The sequence below is a fragment of the Thermincola sp. GK-1 genome (genome assembly GCF_059412445.1).
In genome coordinates this window covers 145,979-169,833 of sequence record NZ_JBSQAT010000005.1, presented here as the reverse complement: position 1 = coordinate 169,833, position 23,855 = coordinate 145,979, and the positions used below count along the sequence as shown (strand labels likewise).

13 protein-coding genes and 1 pseudogene are annotated in these 23,855 nt (G+C 49.0%); 11 read left to right on the top strand and 3 right to left on the bottom strand.

Features of this window, described 5'->3' with window-relative positions; all coding sequences use genetic code 11:
• Positions 1–87 precede the first annotated feature (87 nt).
• From ACSNJE_RS06850 to nuoE, 3 genes are read right to left on the bottom strand one after another with little or no spacing between them, the layout of a single operon-like run.
• Positions 88–747: a 2Fe-2S iron-sulfur cluster-binding protein gene (locus ACSNJE_RS06850; protein ID WP_052218258.1), complete on the bottom strand. Its 660-nt coding sequence runs from the start codon at positions 745–747 to the stop codon at positions 88–90.
• Positions 740–2,644, bottom strand: coding sequence for an NADH-ubiquinone oxidoreductase-F iron-sulfur binding region domain-containing protein (locus tag ACSNJE_RS06845; RefSeq protein ID WP_495252289.1), 1,905 nt, complete (start codon positions 2,642–2,644; stop codon positions 740–742). Before ACSNJE_RS06845 ends, ACSNJE_RS06850 begins: the two co-directional genes overlap by 8 nt.
• Positions 2,641–3,180 (bottom strand): NADH-quinone oxidoreductase subunit NuoE, encoded by a 540-nt coding sequence (gene nuoE, locus ACSNJE_RS06840; protein WP_013119901.1) that lies wholly within the window; start codon positions 3,178–3,180, stop codon positions 2,641–2,643. The genes ACSNJE_RS06845 and nuoE overlap by 4 nt, the downstream gene beginning before the upstream one ends.
• Before the next feature lie 334 nt (positions 3,181–3,514).
• Between nuoE and ACSNJE_RS06835 the strand changes: the two genes are divergently transcribed.
• From ACSNJE_RS06835 to ACSNJE_RS06785, 11 genes and pseudogenes are all read left to right on the top strand, one after another.
• Positions 3,515–4,423 (top strand): ADP-ribosylglycohydrolase family protein, encoded by a 909-nt coding sequence (locus ACSNJE_RS06835; protein ID WP_013119902.1) that lies wholly within the window; start codon positions 3,515–3,517, stop codon positions 4,421–4,423.
• Positions 4,424–4,766: 343 nt separating this feature from the next.
• Positions 4,767–5,345, top strand: a complete 579-nt coding sequence (locus ACSNJE_RS06830; RefSeq protein WP_474658737.1) for a hypothetical protein — start codon at positions 4,767–4,769, stop codon at positions 5,343–5,345.
• A gap of 18 nt (positions 5,346–5,363) precedes the next feature.
• Positions 5,364–6,017, top strand: a complete 654-nt coding sequence (locus tag ACSNJE_RS06825; protein WP_013119904.1) for a tetratricopeptide repeat protein — start codon at positions 5,364–5,366, stop codon at positions 6,015–6,017.
• 40 nt (positions 6,018–6,057) lie between these two features.
• Complete coding sequence (locus ACSNJE_RS06820) at positions 6,058–7,002, top strand: NHL repeat-containing protein (RefSeq protein ID WP_495252288.1); 945 nt, start codon at positions 6,058–6,060, stop codon at positions 7,000–7,002.
• Between the two features lie 58 nt (positions 7,003–7,060).
• A pseudogene (locus ACSNJE_RS06815) lies at positions 7,061–7,510 on the top strand (cytochrome c3 family protein); the annotation flags it as partial.
• 789 nt (positions 7,511–8,299) lie between these two features.
• Positions 8,300–9,298: a 6-bladed beta-propeller gene (locus ACSNJE_RS06810; RefSeq protein ID WP_013119907.1), complete on the top strand. Its 999-nt coding sequence runs from the start codon at positions 8,300–8,302 to the stop codon at positions 9,296–9,298.
• 64 nt (positions 9,299–9,362) lie between these two features.
• Entirely contained in the window at positions 9,363–11,810 is a 2,448-nt protein-coding gene (locus tag ACSNJE_RS06805) for a fibronectin type III domain-containing protein (RefSeq protein WP_495252287.1), read from the top strand.
• Between the two features lie 14 nt (positions 11,811–11,824).
• Positions 11,825–20,980, top strand: coding sequence for a cytochrome c3 family protein (locus ACSNJE_RS06800; protein ID WP_495252286.1), 9,156 nt, complete (start codon positions 11,825–11,827; stop codon positions 20,978–20,980).
• 70 nt (positions 20,981–21,050) lie between these two features.
• On the top strand, positions 21,051–22,043 hold the full coding sequence (locus tag ACSNJE_RS06795) for a cytochrome c biogenesis ResB family protein (RefSeq protein ID WP_495252285.1): 993 nt from the start codon (positions 21,051–21,053) through the stop codon (positions 22,041–22,043).
• Between the two features lie 14 nt (positions 22,044–22,057).
• Positions 22,058–22,903: a cytochrome c biogenesis protein gene (locus tag ACSNJE_RS06790; protein ID WP_495252284.1), complete on the top strand. Its 846-nt coding sequence runs from the start codon at positions 22,058–22,060 to the stop codon at positions 22,901–22,903.
• Positions 22,904–22,920: 17 nt separating this feature from the next.
• Positions 22,921–23,853 (top strand): hypothetical protein, encoded by a 933-nt coding sequence (locus tag ACSNJE_RS06785; protein ID WP_495252283.1) that lies wholly within the window; start codon positions 22,921–22,923, stop codon positions 23,851–23,853.
• Positions 23,854–23,855 lie beyond the last annotated feature (2 nt).

The following is a 23,855-nucleotide window of genomic DNA, read 5'->3' as shown; positions in this document are numbered from 1 at the left end:
ACTACACTCCTTCCAATTAACACTGCTCTAATTCATTTGGAAAATTAAATAGGGTAAAAAACTTAATAATTAAAAGGAAAGAGAGCCTTAATGGCTCTCTTTTTCCGAAGATGCTGTCAGTGCGCCCACGGGGCATACCTTGACGCATTCACCGCACTGGGTGCAGCGGGATTCGGCCAGTTTTACCTCCCCAAAAGTTGAGACCTTTCGGTCCATACCCCGCTTGATAAAACCGATGGCGCCTACCTTGACTTTATTCCTATCTACCCAAACACACTGCCCGCAAAGAACGCAGCGGGAAGGATCGAAACTGAACGATTGGGGACTGTCATCCACAGGCGTTTCCTTTACAAGGCTTCTTAACCGGGTAAGCTTAAGTTTTAGTCCCCGTTCTTTGGCCATTTTTTGTAAAGCACACTTACCGTTTTTGGCACATTTGGCACAACCTAAACGGTGATTGGACAGCAGCAGTTCGAAACCTGTCCGGACTAATCTGTCTACCCGTGGGCTGCGTGTCCTGACTACCATGCCTTCTTTTACAGACAGGGTACACGACGTAACCGGATTAGGCATTCCTTCGACCTCTACGAAACAAAGCCGGCAACTGGCCTCGGGACGTTCAGCTTCCTTAACGCCGCAGAGATGCGGTATATAAATGCCGTTTTCCAGCGCTGCCCAAAGGAGTTTTTCGCCTTCGGTAACCGAAATTTGTTTATCATCGATTGTTATTGTTACCGTTTTACTCATGGTTGCCACCCCCTTCTACCGCAACAGGCGGTGATACTTTCACGACTGCCTGGTACAAGGGTAGGCAGGTAACCAAACAGTTATCGCACTTGACGCATTTATCCTGGTGAATGTCTTTTAGCATGTCGGGCTTGGTGTAAACGGCTTCAACAGGACAACTGCCTACGCAGGCATCACACAGTTTACTGCACTTTGCGGGGTCTATAATATAACTGATTAAGTCTTTGCACATGAGTGACGGGCACCGTTTTTCCTGAATATGGGCTTCGTATTCATGGCGGAAAAAGCGAATGGTGGTTAAAACCGGGTTGGGAGCAGTCTTACCCAGGCTGCATAAAGAACCTGCTTTGATATCTTCTCCCAGCTCTAAAAGTAAGTCTATATCTTCTGGCTTGCCCTGGCCTTTAGTGATATCTGTAAGGATTTCCAGCATCTGTTTGGTGCCCAGACGGCAGAAGGTACACTTACCACAGGATTCTTTTTGCGTAAATTCCAGGAAGTACCGGGCTATTTCCACCATGCAGTCGTCTTCACTTAACACAACCAGACCGCCTGACCCCATCATTGCTCCTGCCTGCTGTAAGGAATCAAAGTCTATTGGTAGGTCGAGTGAGGATTCGGGAAGGCAACCGCCTGACGGCCCGCCGATTTGCACGGCTTTGAAGGGTTTGTCATCTTTAATACCGTTACCGACGTCATATATCAGGGTCCGTAATGTGGTACCCATCGGAACCTCGGCCAGACCAGTGCTGACAACCTTACCGGCCAGCGCAAAAACAGCGGTGCCGGGACTATCAGGGGTACCGATACTCTTAAACCAGTCAACACCTTTACGAATGATATGCGGAACGTAAGACAAGGTTTTGACGTTATTTATTACCGTAGGTTTTCCACGCAAACCGGAAACGGCAGGGAAAGGAGGCCGGTGGTTAGGGATCCCGGGTTTTCCTTCCATGGAGGCAATTAAGGCTGTTTCTTCTCCACAAACGAAAGCTCCCGAACCCTGGAAGATTTCTATGTCAAACCCGAAATCACTACCGAGAACAGAACTTCCCAGTATACCCTTTTCTCGCGCCTGTTCCAGAGCTGTGCGCAACCGTGTAATAGCCAGCGGGTATTCGGCTCTTACGTAAAAGTAACCTTTGGAGGCTCCAACGGCGAAGCCCGCAATCATTAAGCCTTCAATTACCTGATGCGGATTTGATTCCAGCAGGGCCCGGTCCATAAATGCACCGGGGTCGCCTTCATCTGCGTTGCAGATTACGTATTTTTCGGGGCTTATGGCCTGGTGGCAGATTTCCCATTTTACTCCCGTTGGGAAACCGGCGCCGCCACGGCCCCGCAGTTTGGCATCTTTGATTTCGGCCACCACTTCCGCGGGCTTCATAGACAGGGCTTTGGCCAGGGCACTGTAACCGTCACGGGCCAGGTATTGATTAATGTCCTCAGGATTAATCAGACCGCAATCGGCCAAAACAATTTTTTGTTCATAAACACCGCGCGGAAAATCTTCGAAAGTAGGGAACATGTCATTGGGTTCAAGGGCCGCCATGGCAAAATCAAAGCAAGGGTCGTCATTTTCCAGGTAATCTGAGACCAGGCGTTTGGCAATACCCTCATCGACAGAGCCGTAACATAGAGGTGGGAAGCCCGGCTTGTAAATAATGACCATGGGTTCGGCGTAACAGTGTCCCATACAACCTACTTCCATAACCTCTACATCCAATTGGCGGTTTTCAACTTCTTTCCGGAAAATATCGAGAACTTCCAAAGCTCCGGCTGCTCTCCCACATGTTGCTGTTCCAACAAGAACGCGGGCTTTTTCCTGCCACTTAGAAATCTCCTGCAGGGCATCGTTTTTCAGGATTTCATAATTTTTTTCTACTGTAGCATTCATTGGCTCTCACCTGTTTCTTCCTGCTTTTGTTTTTCCTGCGCTTTCTTTTCCATTTCAAAGCCCAGGAGAATACCATCGACACGTGTAGGCCTTACTTTTCCTTCAATTTTTTCATCAATAACAACCACGGGGGCCAGGGCGCAGCAGCCAACGCAGGCTACCCGTTCCAGGCTGAATTCGCGGTCCGGTGTGGTTTCTCCTTCTTTAATGTTTAAACGGCGGGCAAAAGAGTCCATAATGATATGGCCGCCCGTCATATGGCAGGCCGTGCCCATACATACCTTAATCTGGTGCTTACCGGGCGGGTTCAACCGGAACTGGTTGTAAAAGGTGGTGACTCCGTAGATTTCTACTTCGGGAATATCGAGTGCTTCAGATATTTGCTGCATTGCCTGTTTTGGCACGTATCCCAGATTGTGCTGTACTTCCTGGAGAATGGGCAGCAATTTTTCTCGGTCAGCATTATTCTTTTGCAGCGCTTTCTCCGTGACCGAGCGAATTTCCTTCAATTCCTGTTCTGAAAGCTGAATACCCATACGTTATCCTCTCCCTCCTTAAAAAATGGCTGGCAACCTGCTAAAATACGAAACTTCCCCCAAATTATCGCAAAATTCTGCTCATTTCCACAACTCTATTTTAAACTAAAACTTTAAATAGGACAACAAAAAAACTAAAAATAATATATACGGAGTATTTAATAGGATATAAATTTATTTTATATATATGGTAAAAAGAGGCCTTAACCTGAAAGTCAACCGGCCGATTATTGCTAAGTATTTCAGAAAATGAAATGAAAAAGGGATTCTGTTTGTCACCGGCGGGACGACAAAGTATAATGATTAAAGGAAAATAATAGGAGGAAGCATTGGTATGACTAATATGGCGGATAAGATCAAGGGTTGTCTTTTTGGCGTTGCGTGTGGGGATGCTTTGGGAGCGACTTTGGAATTTATGAGCCGGGAAGAAATCAGGAAGAAATACGGACGTTTGACGGAACTTACCGGCGGTGGGCACTGGCGGCTTAAACCGGGTGAAGTCACCGATGACACTAAAATGACTGTTGCTGTCGCCCGGGGCATTGTCAGTAACCCTGTTGACCCAATACCTTGTATTCGGGAAGAATTTATCAAGTGGTTTCAGACGGATCCGCCAGATATCGGGACCACGACGAAGATTGCTTTAAACCTTCTCACCGAAGGTTTGACCTGGGAAGAAACGGCCGGGCGGGTCATGGAAATCAGAGGCGAGCATGCGGCCGGCAACGGTTCTTTGATGCGTACTGCGCCCGTTGCATTGGCGTACCTTGATGAACAATTAATAAGGGACATGGCCCGTAAGCAGTCTATGCTTACCCACCCCCATCCTGATGCCTTATTTGCCTGTGAATTATATTGTTTAATTTTGCGGGAGATTCTCACCGGTTCCGGGATAAATAGCGCTATTTGGAGTATGCTGGAGCGTGAGGACAGGGAAGATACCTACCATAGCTTTCTGCAAAATGCCGGGGAATCGGAGATTGACAGCGGCGGTTATGTGGTCAGCACGCTTCGCACAAGTCTGTGGTGTCTACTCAGGACCAGCAATTTTGAGGAAGCTGTGGTTAAAGCCGTCAATTTTGGGGATGATGCGGATACTTGCGGGGCGGTAACAGGGGGCCTGGCAGGAGCGTATTACGGATACAAAGGTATTCCGGACAGGTGGAAGAAAGCCATAGTATGCAGGGACGAATTATCGCAATTGGCACAGGAACTATATAGGATAAGAAGTAAGAAGGCATAAGGGGCCAACCTAAATCGGCTTCTGCAAAGAAAAGCAATGTAAGCCGGGACTTTAAAAAATTTAGAAAGCAGCATGATAAAAGCAGGAGAATTTCTTGCTTTTTTTGCCAAAATGACGGTGAAAAAAGCCAAAATAATTGGTTGTACAGAAAAATATTTCTAGTATCGGAAGGGAATTATAGGGGCTTGTCGAAAATATAACAAAACATAAAAAAAGCCTTGTCTTTTGCTTAACTTTTTATTAAGTTTTTTCGATATAAATAATGACTAGAAAGGCTGGTTTTTATATAAAACAATATGAAAAAACAATATGAACTTTAAGAAACTAAGGAAGGGTCGGGGTCATGCGTACTGGTAAAAACTATGTTAAATGGGTTATTGGCGGTTTTTTATTCATTGCCATTTGTGGAGGTTTATATTGGTTGCTGCACCAGTCGGATAACGAAACAAAAAGGGAAACCCGAAACCAGGAATTTATCTCTCTTCAGGTGGTGCAGTTTTACCTGCATCTTCCGGGCGGGGACATTATAATTGGCAGGAAAAATCCTAATTTCAGAAAGGTATTGCAATTAGCCGAAGATGTAGTCACTTCTGTAAGTGAACCTTTGGCTTCACCTTTAGAAGGGGTTCAGGAAGTGGAAAAGGCTGTTTATGAAATTCAGAGTAACAGTGTGGCGCTGAGTGTATGGCTTATCAATCCGCAAAAAATAAGTACAAAGATTCCGGCTAAAGATGGAGAAACAGCTGACAAATTTAAAAACAGGGTCATTGAAACAGACCGTATTATGATTGTACTTGGCGGAAAATACATGGGGCAGGTGCTGACAAAGGAACCGGGAAGAGATGATAAATGGTTAGCCTGGAAAGTATCCCATGAACAATTGATGCGATTGGTGGATGTGGTAAGGGTCGGAGGACTTTAATTTTTTGGAGGGATGGTAATGGAGGGGCGCTATAGTAACGAAATTCCATTTACCAAAGCTTTGACTATATTTGCTGTTATTGCCATTGTTATATTCGCCTTGGGTATTGGGATTGGAGAGATGTTTTTTTGGGACCAATATGAGACCATCAATCCCCTGGACAAAGAAATAGAATATTATAAAGGTATTGTAGCCAGGCAAAAGGATAACGACAATGCTTTAGTTGAACTTGGTTGGCGTTATTACAGAAAAGGAGATTATCAACAGGCTGTAAAGAACCTTGAAGAAGCTGTCCGGATTAATGACAGTAATCCGGCGGCTCACTTTAACCTTGCTTTAAGCTATAAGGAAATAGGTCTACTGGAAAAAGCGGAAGAGGAATTCAACAAGGTTTTACAAATTAGCCCTGATCATAAATTGGCTCCCTTTTACATGGGGAAGATGTATTTTGAGCAAAACAGGTATGATGATGCTATCAAGCAGCTTGTTAAAGCTACAGAACTGGACCCTGCTTCGGCGGATGCATCTTATCTGTTAGGACAAGCTTATCAAGCAAAAGGATATAATGAAGAGGCGCTGGCTGCATATGAGAGGGCGCTGGAACTGGTTCCGGGCCATTCGGAAGCCAAAGAGGCCTATTATAAACTGCAGGCTCAGGTAAAAAAGAAGTGAAATGGATGAAGACTGATACAGCTTTGGAGGTAAATTACCGATGCTGGAGACAAAACGCCTGATAACGCCAAATACGATTGCTGTGTCATTGCTGCTCATTATTTTCCTGGTATTGGCAATAACCGTTTTGGGGCAGCGCAATACCCAGCAATGGGCCTACTCGGGTCTGCGGGTTTATAATGTTATATTTGGTTATGGTTCAAACACCTTAAACCACCCTTCTGCCGTGGCAGTAGGCCTTAAAGGCGAGGTTTTTGTAGCAAATGCCGGAAACAGAAAAATTATGGTTTTTGCTGAAAATGGGAGATATTTATATAGTTTCAGCGGGCCGGGAACGGGTTTGGCGGAACTAAAAAATCCGGTGGCAATAGCGGTGGGGCCGAACGGAGATCTATACGTATCCGACCATGACAGGAAAGAAGTAATAGTGTTTAAAAGTTCCGGTGAATACAAATATACCGTTTCTGCTGACAAACCAGCGGAATTTATCCCTAATGGGATTATAGTGGGGGAAAAGGGCCGGGTGTTCGTTGTGAACGAACATGACCGGAGTTTATATACGTTTTCATCAGAGGACAGAAAACTGAAAAAACTGCCGGGGGGCGCAAAAAAGGGAGGCTTCAACATTAGCGGAGATTTGTGCTGGGACCCGGATACAGGGAAGTTCTACGGTACAGATATTGAAAATAAACAGGTTGTAGTTTTGCAAAACGGAGAGTCCGTAAAGTCATGGGGACAGAAATATCTGTCGGCGCCTGGCGGCATTGCCTATGACAGATCCCACAAGCTTGTGTTCGTCAGTGATTCAGTGCGGTCACAGGTAGTAGTTTTCGGAGCGGACGGTAAATACAGGGGTCAGTTTGGCAGCCTTGGTGAAAACAAACACAATTTTAGTTTTCCTGAAGGGCTGGCCATGGACCAGCGAGGAAAGTTGTATATTGCCGACAGGGGAAACAACCGGGTAGTTATATATGAATTCAGATAGTTAATTGACCCGGATTCTTTAAGTTTAAATTTTACCGGTGAAATCACCAAAGGGGGAGATGCCAGGAATGTTAATGAGAAAATCGCTTATATTGGCTTGTTTTTTCCTCTTTACTGTTATTTCCCCCGCCCTGGCAGCAGTTACTATTGACGGGGTTAAGATCACTTATGAATCTCCTACAACGAGTGTCAGCACCGTCTATTTCCAGGGTACTCCTCCCTTTACCATATACTGCAGTCTTGACGGCCAGGATTGGAGCCAGAAGGCAACTGGTGTGACTGTGTCTTCTTTTACATATACCGGATGCAGGAACTACGTAAATTATTACTTTAAAATACAGGACAGCACAGGGAGTACTGCGGTGGGGGTAGCTTTTCCCCCTGACAACAACCCGCATGGTTCGTATAAAATCGATAGCAGTTACTGTGCTGCCTGTCATGTCACCCATGCCGCATCCGGAGTTTATCTGATGAAAGCGCCCAATGCCGTAGCTCTTTGCACCACCTGCCATGACGGAACTCAAAGCAAATATGACGTTATGAACGGCAGGGTCAAACTTCCTAACGGGGACTGGGCTGAGACTTCCGGCGGGCCATTCGGAGCGTTGCGTACAGAGGAGAATTTGCCCGTGGGAGAATCGGTATATTCTGCTGTTTATGCAGGATATACGTCTGAGAGCAATGTAGCCATTAATAATAGTCCTACTTCCATTCATAACCTTGGTGTTTCTTTTAATGTGGCTCCCGGTGGCGTGAGTGACCGGCTGACAGGTCTGAGCTGTGAAAGCTGCCACGACCCCCATGGGAAAGGCGGGAACTTCAGGAACTTGCGAACAGTTATCCGGGTAACGGATACGCTGTCTGTAAATGTTAATTTTCGGGCTTTTGCGGAAACCGATCCCGCCAAATCGAGCGGGTACGGTGAAAATATTACCTATGATACGGGCAGTATCTATTTTTGTTCGGCCTGCCACAGTGATTACAACCAGCCTTCGGGAAGCGGAAGCGTGGCGGCCACCTCCACCCAGCAGCCCGGTTTTCCACTTACTGCCGCTTCTATGAACAAGTTTATCCATGCAGTAAACACTCCCCTCTACTATAAAGGCGAGTACCTCACAACGTCTTTGCCCCTGGAAGTTGGGACAGGCGTCAACACTATAGTTTGCATTACCTGTCATCATTCCCACGGTACTGCCAGGAAGGGAATAAGCCAGAGAACCGGTTCCACTGCCTTGATTCGTCTGGACAGGCAGGCTGTCTGCGAAGAATGCCACAAAAAGTAAACCGGAGGTACTGTAATGCGGCTGAATGCTTTACTGAACAAAATCAGAGAAAAAAAGGTAAACAAAAAAGATTTAATAATAGCCATTTTGATTCTGATCATTGCTGCGCTTATTTTCTTTGGCTGGTACTACTTCCGAACCAAGCGCAACCCTTTTACTGTAACCTTTACTCCACCGGATAAGCATAAATACCTGTTCAGTATTTATGAACCCGGCGTTATGAGCAGGCCATTGGGAGTGGCTGTCAGTGAATGGGGCGATGTTTTTGTGGCCGACAGCGCTAACCACCGGGTGGCAGTTTTTGATGCCAACGGAGCTTTTAAAGCTGTTTTGGGCAAACAGGGCGCAGGCCCTGGGGAATTTAACTACCCGACAGGAATTGCGGTATACGGCCGGAAAATTTATGTTGCTGATTTCTACAACCGCCGTGTCCAGGTATTAAATTTTGACGGCAAACAGCTGAGCGTTTTACCCAGGGGAAAAGACCTGAGAGAACTTGGCGGCAACATTTTTCCGGTTACTGTGGCTGTTGACCGGAGTGGGAATGTTTATGTTTCGGATGTCAGCCAACACCGGATTGTGGTGTTTGATGACAGCGGACGGTTTGTCCGGTACTTTGGGCGCGCCGGCAGTAATCCCGGTGAATTGTCATATGTGAACGGGATAGCTGTAAATGAAGATGCAGGCGAAATTTATCTCGCTAATTCAAATAATGGGCGGATAGATACTTTTGACCTGAACGGCCGGTATCTGCCCGACAGGATAAGCGGTAAAGGTGCGGCCAATCCGAAAGGGGTTGCTTTTGAAGAAACCTCGGGCAACCTGTATGTTGCGGATACCCTGGCCCATAAGATCCATGTTCTGGATAAGCAGGGCAATGAAATTGAAACAATAGGCCAGCGGGGGCTGGATATAGGCCAGTTTAATTTTCCAACGGCTGTCGCTGTGGACAACCGAGGCAGGATTTACGTGGCTGACCGGGAAAACAACAGGATTCAAGTCTTTGGCAGATAGATGTTTATGGCGCACAGAGAATACTTTGAGACTTCAGTTGTCTGTGATGAAAGGGGAGAGAGGCATGCGGAAGTTTAGATACAAAAAATTGTTAATTTTAATTGCCGTTGCAACTGTAGCGGCCAATGTAGCCTATTTTGCCTCTCCGGCCCGGTCACAGCAGGGTACCTACTTCAGCGACGAATTTAATATGGGCGCCTATGACTGGACTTCTGTAAAGGGTAACTGGGCAGTTGTCAACGGCCAATATACGGAATTAACCAAACCGGATACGGAAACCAACTGGGCTGCCGCCGGGTCACTCAGTTGGACGGACTATGCGGTGGAAGCCAAAGTATATTCCAATGACCGGACAGGCCAATTCTATATTGCCGGCAGGTGGCAGGACGAAAACAACCACTACGGCCTGGAATACAGTTGTGATGAGACAGGGGCTGCCGGTGCCAATTCTGCCAGGTTTGTCTTATACAGCAAGAAAAACGGAGTAAGGTATAACCTGCTGACTATGGAGCGGGCAACGAACCCGAAGGTACCTTATATAGGCGAGGACGCCGCTACTGTTCCCAATAATCCTTACCCGGCAGTTATAAAGGTCAAGTTTAAGGGTTCAAATATTGAAATATATTGCAACAACCAGTTAATCGGATTCACAGCCGATACTTCCTTGAACTACGGCAAGATTGCGCTGGGCGAATTTAACAGACAGGTGTACTTTGATGATATTTTTGTCTGGGATGTTACTCCGCCTGTTATTTCATCGGTGACGGAAAAAGAAATTGCCGGAACTGCTGCAACCATCAGTTTTTCCACCAATGAATCCACCTCTTACCGGATTGATTACGGCCCGACGGAAGCTTACGGGTTTTACAGGACGCAAACGGCCAGGGACTTTAAACATGAAGTTGATTTGACCGGTCTCTCTTTAAATACCCAATATCACTACAGGATTACTGTGACTGATGCAGCAGGCAACACAACAGTAAGTGCAGACCGCGTATTTACCACCGCTGCCGAACTTGATACGGTGGCTCCCAGTGTGTACAATGTTTCTTCCGGCGATATTGCCGCCGATACGGTTACGATCTACTGGAATACAAGTGAGCCCGGCAACTCCATTGTGGATTACGGCACCGAACCGGGTGTTTACAAATGGTCAATTTCGTACGATGCCAGAACCACTGCCCATGCCGTTTACCTGAAGAGGTTGGAAAACCTGACCACCTATTACTTTCGTGTTAAGTCACGGGATCTGAGCGGTAATCTGGGTATTTCGGGGGAGTATTCCTTTACCACTTTAAATGACCTGAGGCCAAAAATAACTGCGGTTAAGACAGGTTCAACACCTACGGTTAACCTTTCTGTGTACTGGAAGGACGTTCCTGAAGCTGTAAGTTACAAAGTTTATGTTTCCACCTCAAATGATTGGGGAGCGCCGGTGGCGACCATCGCTGATGAAGCGGGCAAGACACAATATACATATTATCAAGGTTCTCTAACGGCTTATACAAACTATTTTGTCCGGGTTTATGCCATTAACGGAAGTGGTCAGATGGGTTACAGCACCATTAGGGTTTTTCCTCCGGGGAACAACCCACACGGCAACCCACACGGATACTATTGGGACAACCCAGAGCTTTGCGGCAACTGCCATTATACCCATTCGGCCCTGGGACCCAAGTTGATAAAGGAAGTCAATGCCGACCGTTTATGTGTAACATGCCATGACGGGACCCAGAGCAAGTATGATGTAATTAACGGCAAGTTACTTGGGCCCACGTCAGATCAGACGAAAGACCCCAACGGTGTTTGGACAGATGTTTACAGGACTACCTGGTACAATTCCATTGCCGGACCTTACGGGTCCATAGGAGGAGCAACGGCGGCCGGTTCTGCTTACATACCGACTTCCAGACATGACCTCAATATATATAACTACGCTGCACCGGGCAATAATATTGAGAACGTTGAGGTGGCTGATGCCAACCTGTCCTGCAGTTCCTGTCATGACCCCCATGGGTCCGATAATTACCGCAACTTACGCACAAACATGAATGTTCTTAATACCGAAAATCCCCCGCTTATCACGGTGGAGGCCTATGCTGTCACAGACCCTGCCAACAAAAGGGAAAAAACTGTCTATGTGAGGGGGGCCGTTGAATTCTGCGGCGCCTGCCACAGTGACTTTAACCAGGGGGCCGGCGCCAGCCGGAATGCTATTAGCACTACGCAGCAGCCGGGGATGACCTTGTCGAATGCATCCATGCATATGTACATGCACCCGGTTAATGTCAGCGCGCAGTATGTGACCAAGACGGCTTACGCAGTCCCCCTGCCTGATTATCTGCCTTACGAAAACGGAAAAATTATCTGCCAGACTTGCCACTACACCCACGGTACCACAAATACCGGCAAACATATCAGACGCGACGGGTTTGAGTCCACCTGCCTGAAACGGTTTGACAAAACCACGGGTTGTGAAGACTGCCATGATAAGACCAACCATCCCGATTAAAAGGGTGAGGGACTATGAGAATGTATAAGGAAATAATGAAAAACAGAAAATGGCTGGTAGTCCTGCTGTTGGTGGGGACGTGCCTAATTGTGCCGGCCGTGGCCCTTAGCTGGCCCAATAACCATGTGGACAGTTCCACCACCGGGGATGTGCCCTATTGTACTTCCTGCCATACATATGAAACGGGCTATCTGACTATCGAAACGATCAACGGCAAAGTACCGCGGACCAACGCCGTGACTGTCACCAGGGGCGGCAGTTTCAACATGACTTACCGGACCGTCGGCCTTGGCTACGGCCGGTTTACTGTGGCGGGGGCCCTGCAGGTGGCTGATGCCTCCAAGTGGACCATGTCGCAGATGTCCGGAGGAGATGTACCCTGGGCCAGGGCCGAACAGTCCACCATGTACGGGGCGCCGGTGGAAAGCCCATATATCTGGGTGACGGCCTTTCCGGCTACAACAAACCCAAATGGGCAAAAAGGTGTTACCCTTGATGACGGTTCCACTTCCGGGCCGTACATAGATCGCAATGGGACCGCTCATGATGAGGTGTTTAGCGTAAATATCAAAGTTGATGACCAGATGCCCTTTGGTACTTATAATTTGCGGGTGCTGGGCATTGGTACATCCAGTACAGGCAGGCTGGGGTACAATGAGCAGACGGTGGCCGTCACCGTATATGATGATACAACCCCGCCGGACTGGTCGCCATCCAAAACAGCCAATATCAGGTTCAGCAACCAAACGGCCGGTTCTGTGACAATTACCTGGGATCCTGCATCAGATCCTGCTCCCAACAGTACCGGGGTTGACGGGTATGAAATTTACCGGGCCACCTCTGCTTCGGGCCCCTATGAATATATTGGTTACTCCACATCCACGTCCTACACCGATCGGGAACTGCTGGCGGAAACCACCTATTATTACATGGTTACGGCCGTGGATAAATGTGGAAACGTTTCGCCTTACAGTTTCAGCAGTTCCACTACCACTCTGGCGCCGCCGCGGACTGACGGTGCAGCTCCACTTGCGCCCCAGGGGCTGAAAGCGTCGCTGACTGAGAACCCGTCAGACCCATCCAAGAGGATTGTTAGACTTGAGTGGAGCGCCAATACGGAAGGCGACATAGTCGGGTATCATGTTTACAGGTCCACCGAACCGGCGGGAAATTACGCCAGGTTGACACAAACTCCTTGCAATTCAACCATAAGTTATCAAATCAGCAGTTCGCCCAATGTTGTAATGAAAGCGGTATATTTTACGGATAGTACAGTCAAATACGGTACAACTTATTACTACAAAGTGGTGGCTGTTGATGTGGCCGGAAAAATGTCGGCCATGAGTTCTTATGTATCGGCTACACCCACGGTAGACTACGGAGTTAGTCCCCACGGGAATTACAAGTCCAGTTCCAATGATACCCTGTGCCAGAACTGTCACTCTACTCATTCATCCAGGGGCGCCGAACTGATTTACTATAGTTCTATAACAGATTCCTGTTATACCTGCCATGACGGCTCACAGAGCAAATATAACACCAAGGCGGCCTTTGATCCTGTCAATAATCCTTCGCACCACAAGGTTCCGGAGGGCAGGTATTCGTGCGATGTCTGTCATAACCCCCATTACAGTTCGCCTATGGTAATTAAGAAAGACGGGGATACGGTGACCGAGACGGTTTACCGGTTATTGTCAACTGTTTCCAAGGAAGACGGCAGGATAAAAAGGCGGGGCAATGACTTCTGCTGGGCCTGTCACGGGCTGAATTCCGACTTGCCCAACCCCTTCGGCCAGGACCATAAAACGGCCTTTATCAATTCCAAGCACAATACCCTTGAGCCCAGTTCAACGCTGACAGGTATCACATGCCGGAACTGCCATGCGCCTCATGGGTCCAAGGATTATCCGCTGATTATTACATCCAATTCTGCCAATTTCTGTATTACCTGTCATAAGGACCACGGGTTTACAACAACCAAGGTCCTAAATGACAACGGTACCGTGAAGGCAGGCGTTTATTTGTGGAACCAGTCCAACAACTACCTGGGGACTACCCATGAACAGAATTTTTACGGACGGAACACCTGTACCATGTGCCACGAACCGCACGGGCATATTTCCAACCGCTATATGCTCAGGGACCCATATAATGATAAATTCACTACAACTGTTGTAAACTCCAAGGTTTACGGCCCTGTTGAATGGACAGCAAATTGGAATACGGAAAAAGATACGATTTGTTTCCGCTGTCACGATAGCCAATATTATGTCGGCATAAACGGGAATATGAACCCGACCGTGGGAAGTAATTTTGGAAATGGTAACGGGAAAAATTACCATACCCATGTTAAGTGGAAGGTAAGCTGCAGGGCATGTCATGACCCGCATTCCGGCAAGAGCATGTTTAATAACAGCAAGCCCGGGTGGACACTGGATAACGGGCATTACATCAGTTTTGACTGGGCTGTACAGGTAGGTATTGCCGTTTATTCAACTGCCTATACCCCCAACAGGCTGGCATATATACCGGCTTATGGCGTCAATCTTCAGGAGACGGGCTTTTCCTGTGCCATCAAGTGCCATAATTACGACCACTATGTCTCCGGCGGCACTTACAAATCCTATATCCGCACCGGTAACTCGCCGGCATTGAAGTGCGCCGCCTGTCACGATTTTGATACTTTTGACCGTAATTCAAGGCATCCGGTCCTTCAACCGGGGCCTGTCAGCCAGGTAAAGGTTACCTGTGAACAGTGCCATATTGAAGACCACAGGTTGCACAACAGCACCAACCCGTATGGGCTGCGGGCGACCATTACCAGCAGTTGGGTCTACAAGCCAGATTCCACCACGCTGGGTACGGTAATTGACCCTGATACGGGAGAAGAAGTACCGGCATATAAAGATTTTTGCTGGCACTGCCACGGCACCAGCCCTGACCAGCGGACCATTCTCAGCGACCAGAAGTCCAAGTTTGCAGGAAAGAAACACTCTCTCCTGGAACGGGATGCCTCAAGCAACCCTTATGGCCCCGGGATAGATAACCCGTGCCTGAAATGCCATGAACACCATGCTTCTACCAATGTGCGCCTGTTGAGAAAAACCATAGACGGAGTGGCCATAGACGCCGCAACGGACAACGGGAAAATTTATGCCTGTATGGCCTGCCATGACGGCTATCCCGGCGAAGTGGACATCTCGTCCAAGTACAATGCGGCCAGCCACGGCGGCCATTACATCAAAGCCAATCCGACCAAGAAACTGTTGTGTACGGAATGCCATGACCCCCACGGGACAGATAACGTTTCTTATCTGCTGGATACCAGTAACAAGTACCAGACGGGGATTACCTTCCCCAACAATATATCAGTGCAGGGTAAGTCACGGCAGTTCTGCCTGGCCTGTCATCCCACGTCGGATCAACCTGCCCGGGTTTATGATACTGTTTACACTATCAAGGTGGGACAGGTGACGATTCAGCCCCTGCCGTACCCGGACAGGATTGCCGACCATAAATCTACCGGGACCAGGGAATGTGTCATCTGCCACGATCCCCATAAACCCTGGCCACCGACCGGAGGCGAAGACAAATGTTACAACTGCCACAGTTCTGATGGGGAAGCCGTGGATATCCGCGCCCTGGCGGGACTGGAAGGGGTATACCCCGGGCTGCAGTCTCACCACCGGATAACAGATGCTGACACCAAAGATAATACCTGCATGACCAGGTGTCATAAGCCGCACCCCCATGACCCGAGGGCGGACCTGATTAAGGAGGAACTGCCCGGCCTGGATGAGAGGTCCCTGTGCCTGAAGTGCCATTCCAGTGTGGCGGATGCAGCCTACAGGTCGCCGTACACTATAAATGTAAGCCTTTATACCGGTACGCCCCATGATTACGAGATTCCGATAAAGACCTTTTCCGACAACAGCACCTTCCGGGGCAACTGTGACAAATGCCACGTACCGCACGGGTCCATGTTCCCGCCCCTGTTAAAACTGCCCAAGGACGAACTCTGTGTGGACTGCCATAACGGGCAGACCAGGGACGGCAAAGGAGACCTGATCCCTGACCTGAAGACCCAGTACGAGGCCAAAGGGCACCGGTACAAGAACTATCCGACGGCCAAGATGTACTGTGCCGAGTGCCATGTACCGCACGGTTCCACTAATAACAACTACTTACGGGACAAGAACAGTTATGCCCGTAACCAGACCATCACCTGGGTATACCAGGGGGTTTCCCAGCAGGTATATTTCCCAGAAAACATGAACAACATCGTGAATCCGTATAAACCGCGCCAGTTCTGTATTACCTGCCACAAGGAGTATACCGGTGAGGGGGTATCTTCTTACGTATATTACACCAGTGAGACATCGCCCGGTGTAAATGTGAAGATTGACAGCATACCGCTGGTCGGGCCCAATGGGGTAACCATTCCCGAACACTGGAAGGACAACCCGACCCAGTGTACCATATGCCACAACCCCCATGACCCCGATCCCGTGGGCAGTGACTATAACTGCTTTACCTGCCACGGTGAGAACGGTTATACCACGCGGATACAGAATCTGACAGGGTTTATGCAGGAGGTGTCGCCCGGCGTATATCAGCAGACCTGGCCTTATGGTGTGGTAGCCAAGACTGCTTACCATCCGATTACCGATGCCAACAGCAAGGGTACCAATGACTGTATGCTCATGTGCCATAAGCCGCATATGCATAATCCAAGGGCCAATATGTTGAAAGATAAACGGCCTACGGCAGGAGATGTGACAGCGCCCAAGAACCCGGTTAGTTTGTTCGCTCAGGCAACCAGCGCGGTAGCGGCAGAGGTTTACTGGCCTGCTTCCGAATCTGCCGATGTGTACGGTTATTATGTTTACCGCAAAGTAGGCGCTGACGGCACCTGGACCAAATACGGTACGGTGAATAACAGGGTTTACAACGAGGCAGGGCAGACGACCAACATGGTGTGGTTTGAAGATGGTGGCCTGAAACCGGGTATACCCGTATGGTATCAGGTATATGCCCGGGATTATAACGATAACGTTGATTTGACGCCCCTTGCTGCTCCTGTCACCGTGACGCCCGGCCTGAGCAGTGACCATACGGCGCCGACAGTGCCGACAAACCTCAAGGTATCTGTGCCCGAAAACGCCGGCAGCACCCGGCTGACCCTGAGCTGGACAGCATCCACCGACAATTACAAGGTGGTCCAGTATCATGTTTACAGGGGAACTACTTCTGATTTTACTGAGGCAACGGGCGTGCTGGCGGGAACAACAGGTCTGACCAGCTTCACCGATTCCGCTCTGACGCCGGAACAAGGGTACTATTATAAGGTTAAGGCCGTTGATGATAATGGCAACTTCTCAGCATTGACGGCTCCTGTATATGGGCGGACCCTGTCCGCGGACAATTATGTGAAAAAGGGATATTACACGGAAGGTGATACCGTTTTTGAAATTCTGGATGTAAACGCTAATCATACCACGGAATTCCCCCTTGGTTCAAACGCTGTTGTTAAGGTTAAACGCAAGAAGAGCTCGGGAGGCCTGAATCCGTCGGCCAGCAACAAGGTTTACTTTAAGGACCACCTGAATGTGACCCGAGCCACCTTTACGTCGGCTGCCTATACAGAATCGGAAGACGGATTGTGGGATATACTGACCTTTAATGTCCAGCTTCCCACGGCCAATATTTACAGCGGCGCCTATCGCCTGGAGGCAGATGTTTACACCAACACCAGCGTAAATCTCAAGCCCTATCAGGTGATTAAATACGGGGCGACAGTTAAAGGTTTCAGGTTTTACAAGGATGCAGCCAGGACGCAGGAAGCCTTTGTCTTTGAACCGGGGCAGACTGTTTACGCCAAAGTCTTCACCGAATATCCCGGTGGTACTACCTACGTCTCACCGGCGTTAACCTGGAGCGATTTCGACGGCCCGGCGTCGTCATTGACACCTACCTGGGAAACGCCGCAGTATGAATATGGTTATGCGCGATTCCGTTTTACCGTGCCAAGCGGAACCGACGGATGGTGGTATATTTTTAACTTCAAGGCATACAGCAGTGCCCGCCGTAATCCGCTGGTCGCCGATTACGGTGCCATGCTGATGATTAAGAGAGCCGACACCACAGCACCGGAAGGGGTGTCCTCCGGGCCGGTGTTAACCCCCGGGACTACCACCATGCGGCTGTCGTGGGGCGCTTCGGCCAACACGGCCGGTGACCTGGGTGGCTACAATGTATATCGTGCACTGCAGGCCGGAGGGCCCTATTACCTGGCCGGTTCAACCACGACCACCGGGTTTATGGATTACGGGCTGAAACCGGGAACTACGTACTATTATCAGGTGAAGGCAGTTGACCTGCACGGTAACCAGTCCACGGCATCAACGGTATCTGCGGCCACTTTGCCATATAACCTGTCAGACGATACCACACCGCCGAACAAACCCAGGAACCTGATTGTTCAGGCCGGCGGCAGGAACGAGATGGTACTTAGCTGGTCCAATCCATTGGCGGAGACTGATGGGGTAGTGGCTTATGCCATATACCGCAGCCGGAACAATATCGAATACCTGCGCGTGGGTGAGACGGAAAACCTGACCTTTACGGATACCGGTCTCAGAGGCAACACCCTGTACTATTACAGGATAGCTGCCTATGACCGGTCCGGTAATATGTCCGAATTGACAGCGCCGGTGTCGGCAACTACTGCCAGGACAGGCGACGATTCCGTTGAACTCTGGCTGTGCATGTCCTGCCATGAACAGGGGAAAGCCCAGCCTGCTGATTATAATAAGTTTACGGTCAATCATAAAATTACTGCCGCTTATTATAAGTCCAAGCATAATGTTGATTTTCCGGTCTATAAAATGTCGGACAACAGCCAGTATGAAAGTAACTGTACCAAGTGCCATGTACCGCATGGGTCTGACTATAAGCACCTTTTAAGGGCGCCCGATGACAACAACCTGTGCTTTATCTGCCATACCAATCCCTCTGCCAGCGGCAGATATGCGGGAGCCGTGGAGTACAACAAGACTGCCCACGGCAAGGCCTATGACAGCACCGATTATGTGTTCCATGTGACATATTCAGGCGGTTATACTCCGCGCTACTGGGTAGGGGAGAGGGTATACGAAGATGCGGGCAGATGCTACAACTGCCATGACCCTCACGGCAGATTTGTGCCCGGGACGGAAAATACGACCAGGGAATATATCAAGAGTTCCGCCAATGCCGGTACCAGTCAGAACCTTAATCCGTTGTGCTACGGTTGTCATGGCGACGCTTATGCTTATGGCGAATACGGGGGCAAGTCGGTCTACGAAAAGACCTATCACGGTAATTCCGCTGTCAATCCGTCTACCGGAGTACCCTATAACAGTAAAATGAAGCTTGCTGATTACGGCAACGGTGAGTGTATCAACTGCCATGAACCCCATAAAGATGCGGAGGGAGCAATGCTGCGGTACCCTGTAAACGAGGCGGGAGCAGAAAAGAACCTGTTATGTCTGAAGTGTCACGACAGAGAAGATGTTGTGGCCGATACGGGGCTCTTTGACGGGTCCAAAGTATACAACAACTCGAAACACGGTCTTAATGCCCAGTGGCTGGCCGACTTTAACACGCCGATAGTTTACAACAAAACGGTGTGGGAAAAGGGTGTTTGCCTGAACTGCCACAACAGCCACGGGCGCACCACTGACGGCAGCACCGATCCGAATAAGGTTATTCCCAAGATGCTGGTCATGAATGACGGGCCGAACAGCGAAATTTGCAACAAGTGCCATGAATATCCGGCTATCAAGGCCAAAACAGTCGGTTATCCGGGCTTCAGCGTTTTCAGTCAGGGGGTTCATAAGGCAAAGGCGTCCTGGCCGGGCGGGACCTATTATACTGAACCTGCTGCGGCAGACCAGAAAGGAAAATGCATCAACTGCCATGATCCTCACGGCACGGCTGTTATTGATGCCTGGGGCAATGTAACAAATATTGTAGGTAATGTCTTTGACTGGGAAGAAAATGTGTGCTATACATGCCATAATGGAATAACCGCCGCCAGTAACCTTAAATTCTGGGAGGACAAAGGCATCGGCCACCTGCCGGGCGGGACTTTCCTGGTCCACTCCTTCGATGAGGATATCCGGACCGCGGAGCGGCATGTGGAATGCCTGGACTGCCACAACGTGCATGCGGTACAGGATATGAATGCTTCAGAGCCCTTAACCACCCGGTTATCCAAGGCCTTTAAAGGAGTCAGCGGGGTCAAGGTTATTGCTTCGCCGGCTGTAAATACGCCGAACCCGACCGACCCTACATGGAAGAACAACCCCTATGCCATTGACGGTTATACCTATCAATTTGTCCCGGATGTGTCTACGGAACCGGCTGAACTGCAGGAATATATGGTATGCTTTAAGTGCCATTCCAGTTATTCGGGGGCGACATCGGGCGGTAAACGGATAGTGGCCTATCTCAATCCGAATAACGTTTCAACCCACGGGTTCAGTTTTACGAAAAAGACCTCTTTTACTAATGCAACGATTAATGCGAAGGCCGATAAACTGTTTCCCAATGACCCGTCAAAACCGGGGTATGCCTTCCACCCGAGCAATCCGAACCGGCGGTTCAATATGACCTGTTCCGACTGCCACGGCAACCCCGATACCACCGGCGGTAAGCCGCGAGGGCCGCACGGGTCTAACTGGGATTATATCCTGAAAGGAAACCCGCGGAGTGCCAGCTTCTGCAACGAGTGCCACCCGGCGACGGAGTACGGTAATGATTCATCTGCCGCAACGCTGGCGGACAGTGACCCTAGCGGCTCTTATCACAGGAAGTCCAACCATTACGGCGACCTGACCACCAAAGTCAGCTCGGCGGCAGCGGACGCTTTTATGGCGACCTTTGGCACCAATGTATGCCGCTACTGCCATTTTGCCGGATACATGCAGAACAGCACGCAATATGTTTCGGTGCACGGTGAAAACGCTGCCTTCTCAACCCAGTCCGACGGCAGTTACAAGGCGGTGAAGGGCCTTAACGGATTCTTTATCAAGACTGTTGACACGACGGGAACACGGAGCTGTGATACTCTGTCTGTGTCCGGAATATCATCCTATTCCTGCAACCATGGTGCCAAGACATATTAACGGCGACAGGTGGTGGCACTGCCACCTGTCCTGTTTTCATATTCCGTTGCCATGAAGGGTGGACATTGCAATGACAGGGAAAAAATATATAACTGCAGCCCTCGTGTTGATGCTGGCTCTGCTGGGCGGGATATTGGCCAGGTTTTACCTTTTGCCGGGGCGGAACGGGCCGGGGTCTCTGTTTGCTACGGTCTTAACAGGTATTCTTTTTTTCGGCCTGGCCGTGAGCATGACGGTCTGTACTCTGATAAGGGTGTCTGCCCGGCTCAGAAAGCCCCGAGGCAACAGTTTTAATGCTGCCGGTTGGGGATCGGTTGTCTTTCATGCGGGAATGGTGGTGATTCTGTTCGGATTTGCTGTTTCATCTCTCTTTGGCATGAGAGGAAGTGTCATGATTCCAGAGGGTGTAGCAATAAAGTTTCCTGCTGACATGGAAAGCCTGGAAAAAGGCCTACTGCATGTTTTTGAGGAATACACGGTAGGTCTGAAAAAACTGGAGCTGGTGCGGGAAGGCAACAACGTCGGGCAGGTCCGGAGTGAGATGGACTTTTTTACTGGTACTTTTCCAAACCGCCGGGTAATGGAAATAAACCGGCCCGTAAAGTTTATGGGTTACTACTGGCGTTCCATGAACTGGGGGTATTCGGTTCGCCTGCAGGTAAAAAAACAGGGGAAATTGGTACTGGATGATTTCCTGAATATTGCCACCCACCGGGATGGAGTTTATTACGACCGGTTTTCTATACCAGGCCTGGGCGAATGGGAAGTAAGGTTCTACCCGGATATTTCTCCCGGTGGAAGGCCGGTGCAGAATGAGGTATTTCCCGTAAAGCCGGCCACCGGAATAAAAATATCAGGGCAGCAGGATGGCAAAAATTCAACCGAAACAATTATCCGGCAGGGTCAGAGCAAAAAAGTCGGTAAATTTGAAGTTAAGTTTGTAGAACACCGTTTCTGGGAAAAGTTTGACGTTTCCAGTGATCCGGGTGAAATTTTCATTTACCTGGGCAGTATACTGGCTGTGGCCGGGCTTTTTCTCCGGGTCTTTTTCAGCCGCAGATGAGGGGGAGAACACAGATGTCCAAAACGGAGATGCTCTTTTTTTGGGTTACCGTTGGCAGTTACATGGTGGCCACCCTTTTTTATATTGCCTGGTTTGCCCGCGGTAAGATATCCGCCGGAAAAATAGAAAAAATTATCATCTGGACAGGCTTTTTGGCCAACACTGTAGTTGTTGTAACTCGAACGGTAACTTCCGGACATCTACCGGTCAGGACTTTATACGAATTAAATATTACTGTCGCCTGGCTGGCTGTAGGGGTGTACCTGGCGGCCAGGCGTATATACAGCCATACAGGACCTGTCGGTTTAATTTCCGTACCTTTTGCTTTCCTGGTCATGGGCTGGGGTTATGCCGACAACCCTGCGATTGAGCCGTTAACAGCCGCCTATAAGAGCAACTGGTTGGTGGTTCATGTGCTTTTTGCCCTGCTTTCCACGGCCTGTTACGTTTTTGCCGCGGGGACAAGTATTTTGTACTTGATAAAGAATAGTTGTAAGGAAGAAACGCCCGACAGGTTCCGTTTTCTCCCTGAACTGTCCAGGCTGGACCGGATTTCGGTGAAGCTTGTCCTGGTCGGTTTTATGGCAGGGACTGTAATGCTCTTGAGCGGTTCTATCTGGGCAAAACTTTTATGGGGCAGTTACTGGAGCTGGGACCCTGTGGAAACCTGGTCCCTGCTTAGTTGGCTTGTTTACGGTATTTATCTGCACCTGCATTTCACCTTTGGCTGGAAAGGAAAAAAATTGGCCTGGCTTTGCCTGGGATGCCTGTTAACAAATATAATCAGTTTTTGGGCAGTAGGGATTGTTACGCCTGATACCTATCACAATCTTGATTTGATTACCAGACCCGTTGATTAGAAACAGGAGAGGGATTTATGGCAGAAAACAGGTGGAAGAAAAAAAGCTTCATTATAACCGCCCTTTTTGTAATGATAGCGGTAGCAACGGGAGCAGCCTGGATGGTTTACAGAAAGGCCGATAAACCTTTAACTCTGAAGCATCGTAGTTTAAGAGAGAAAGATGTGCCTGTTTATTTGGGGGAAATCAGGGTTCCGGACGACAAAAAACCGGCCTGGGTTTATGTTTACGAGAAGAAACTTTTTGTCAGTTATTTTGGAGAAGAAAGGGTAGATATATTTTCGCCGGAAGGTGTAAAAAAAGGCAGTTTCAGGGCAAAGATAACGAAAAGCCGGGGAGCGCCCCAGGGGATGGTCAGCACTGCGCGAGGACTGCTGATTGCTGACTACCTGAACGGGGGTATAGGCTTCTATGCCCCGAACGGCAGATTGCTGGATGCTTATTATGAAACTGCGGAAAAACGGCAGATAAAACCGGTCAGCGCTGCGGTTTACGGGGAAGTACTTTATGTCACCGATGTGAATATTAACGGTTGGCTGGCCGTATTTCAGGACGGGGAAATGATCATGGAGGTGAAGGGGGACAACGAAAAAAAGAAGCTGGAATTCCCCTATGGCATTGTTGTAACATCGGACGGCCGTGTGGTGGTCACTGACCCGGCCGGAGGAAAGGTCAAGGTATTTAACTGTGCCGGTTGGTTTGCTTATGATTTTCCGACGGCGGATATCGGGATGAAAAACCCGCAGGGTATAGCCGTGGACGGTTTTGGCCGGATACATATAGTGGATAACGGAGTGGGAAAAGTTTTTGTTTTTGATAATCTGGGGAAATTTATGTTTACTTACGGGAAAGAACTGCTTAATCCGTCTACACTGGCCATTGACCGGAAAAACCGGGTTATTTACATAGCCAACACAGAAAAGCATGCCATATCAGTCTGGGGCTATTAGTC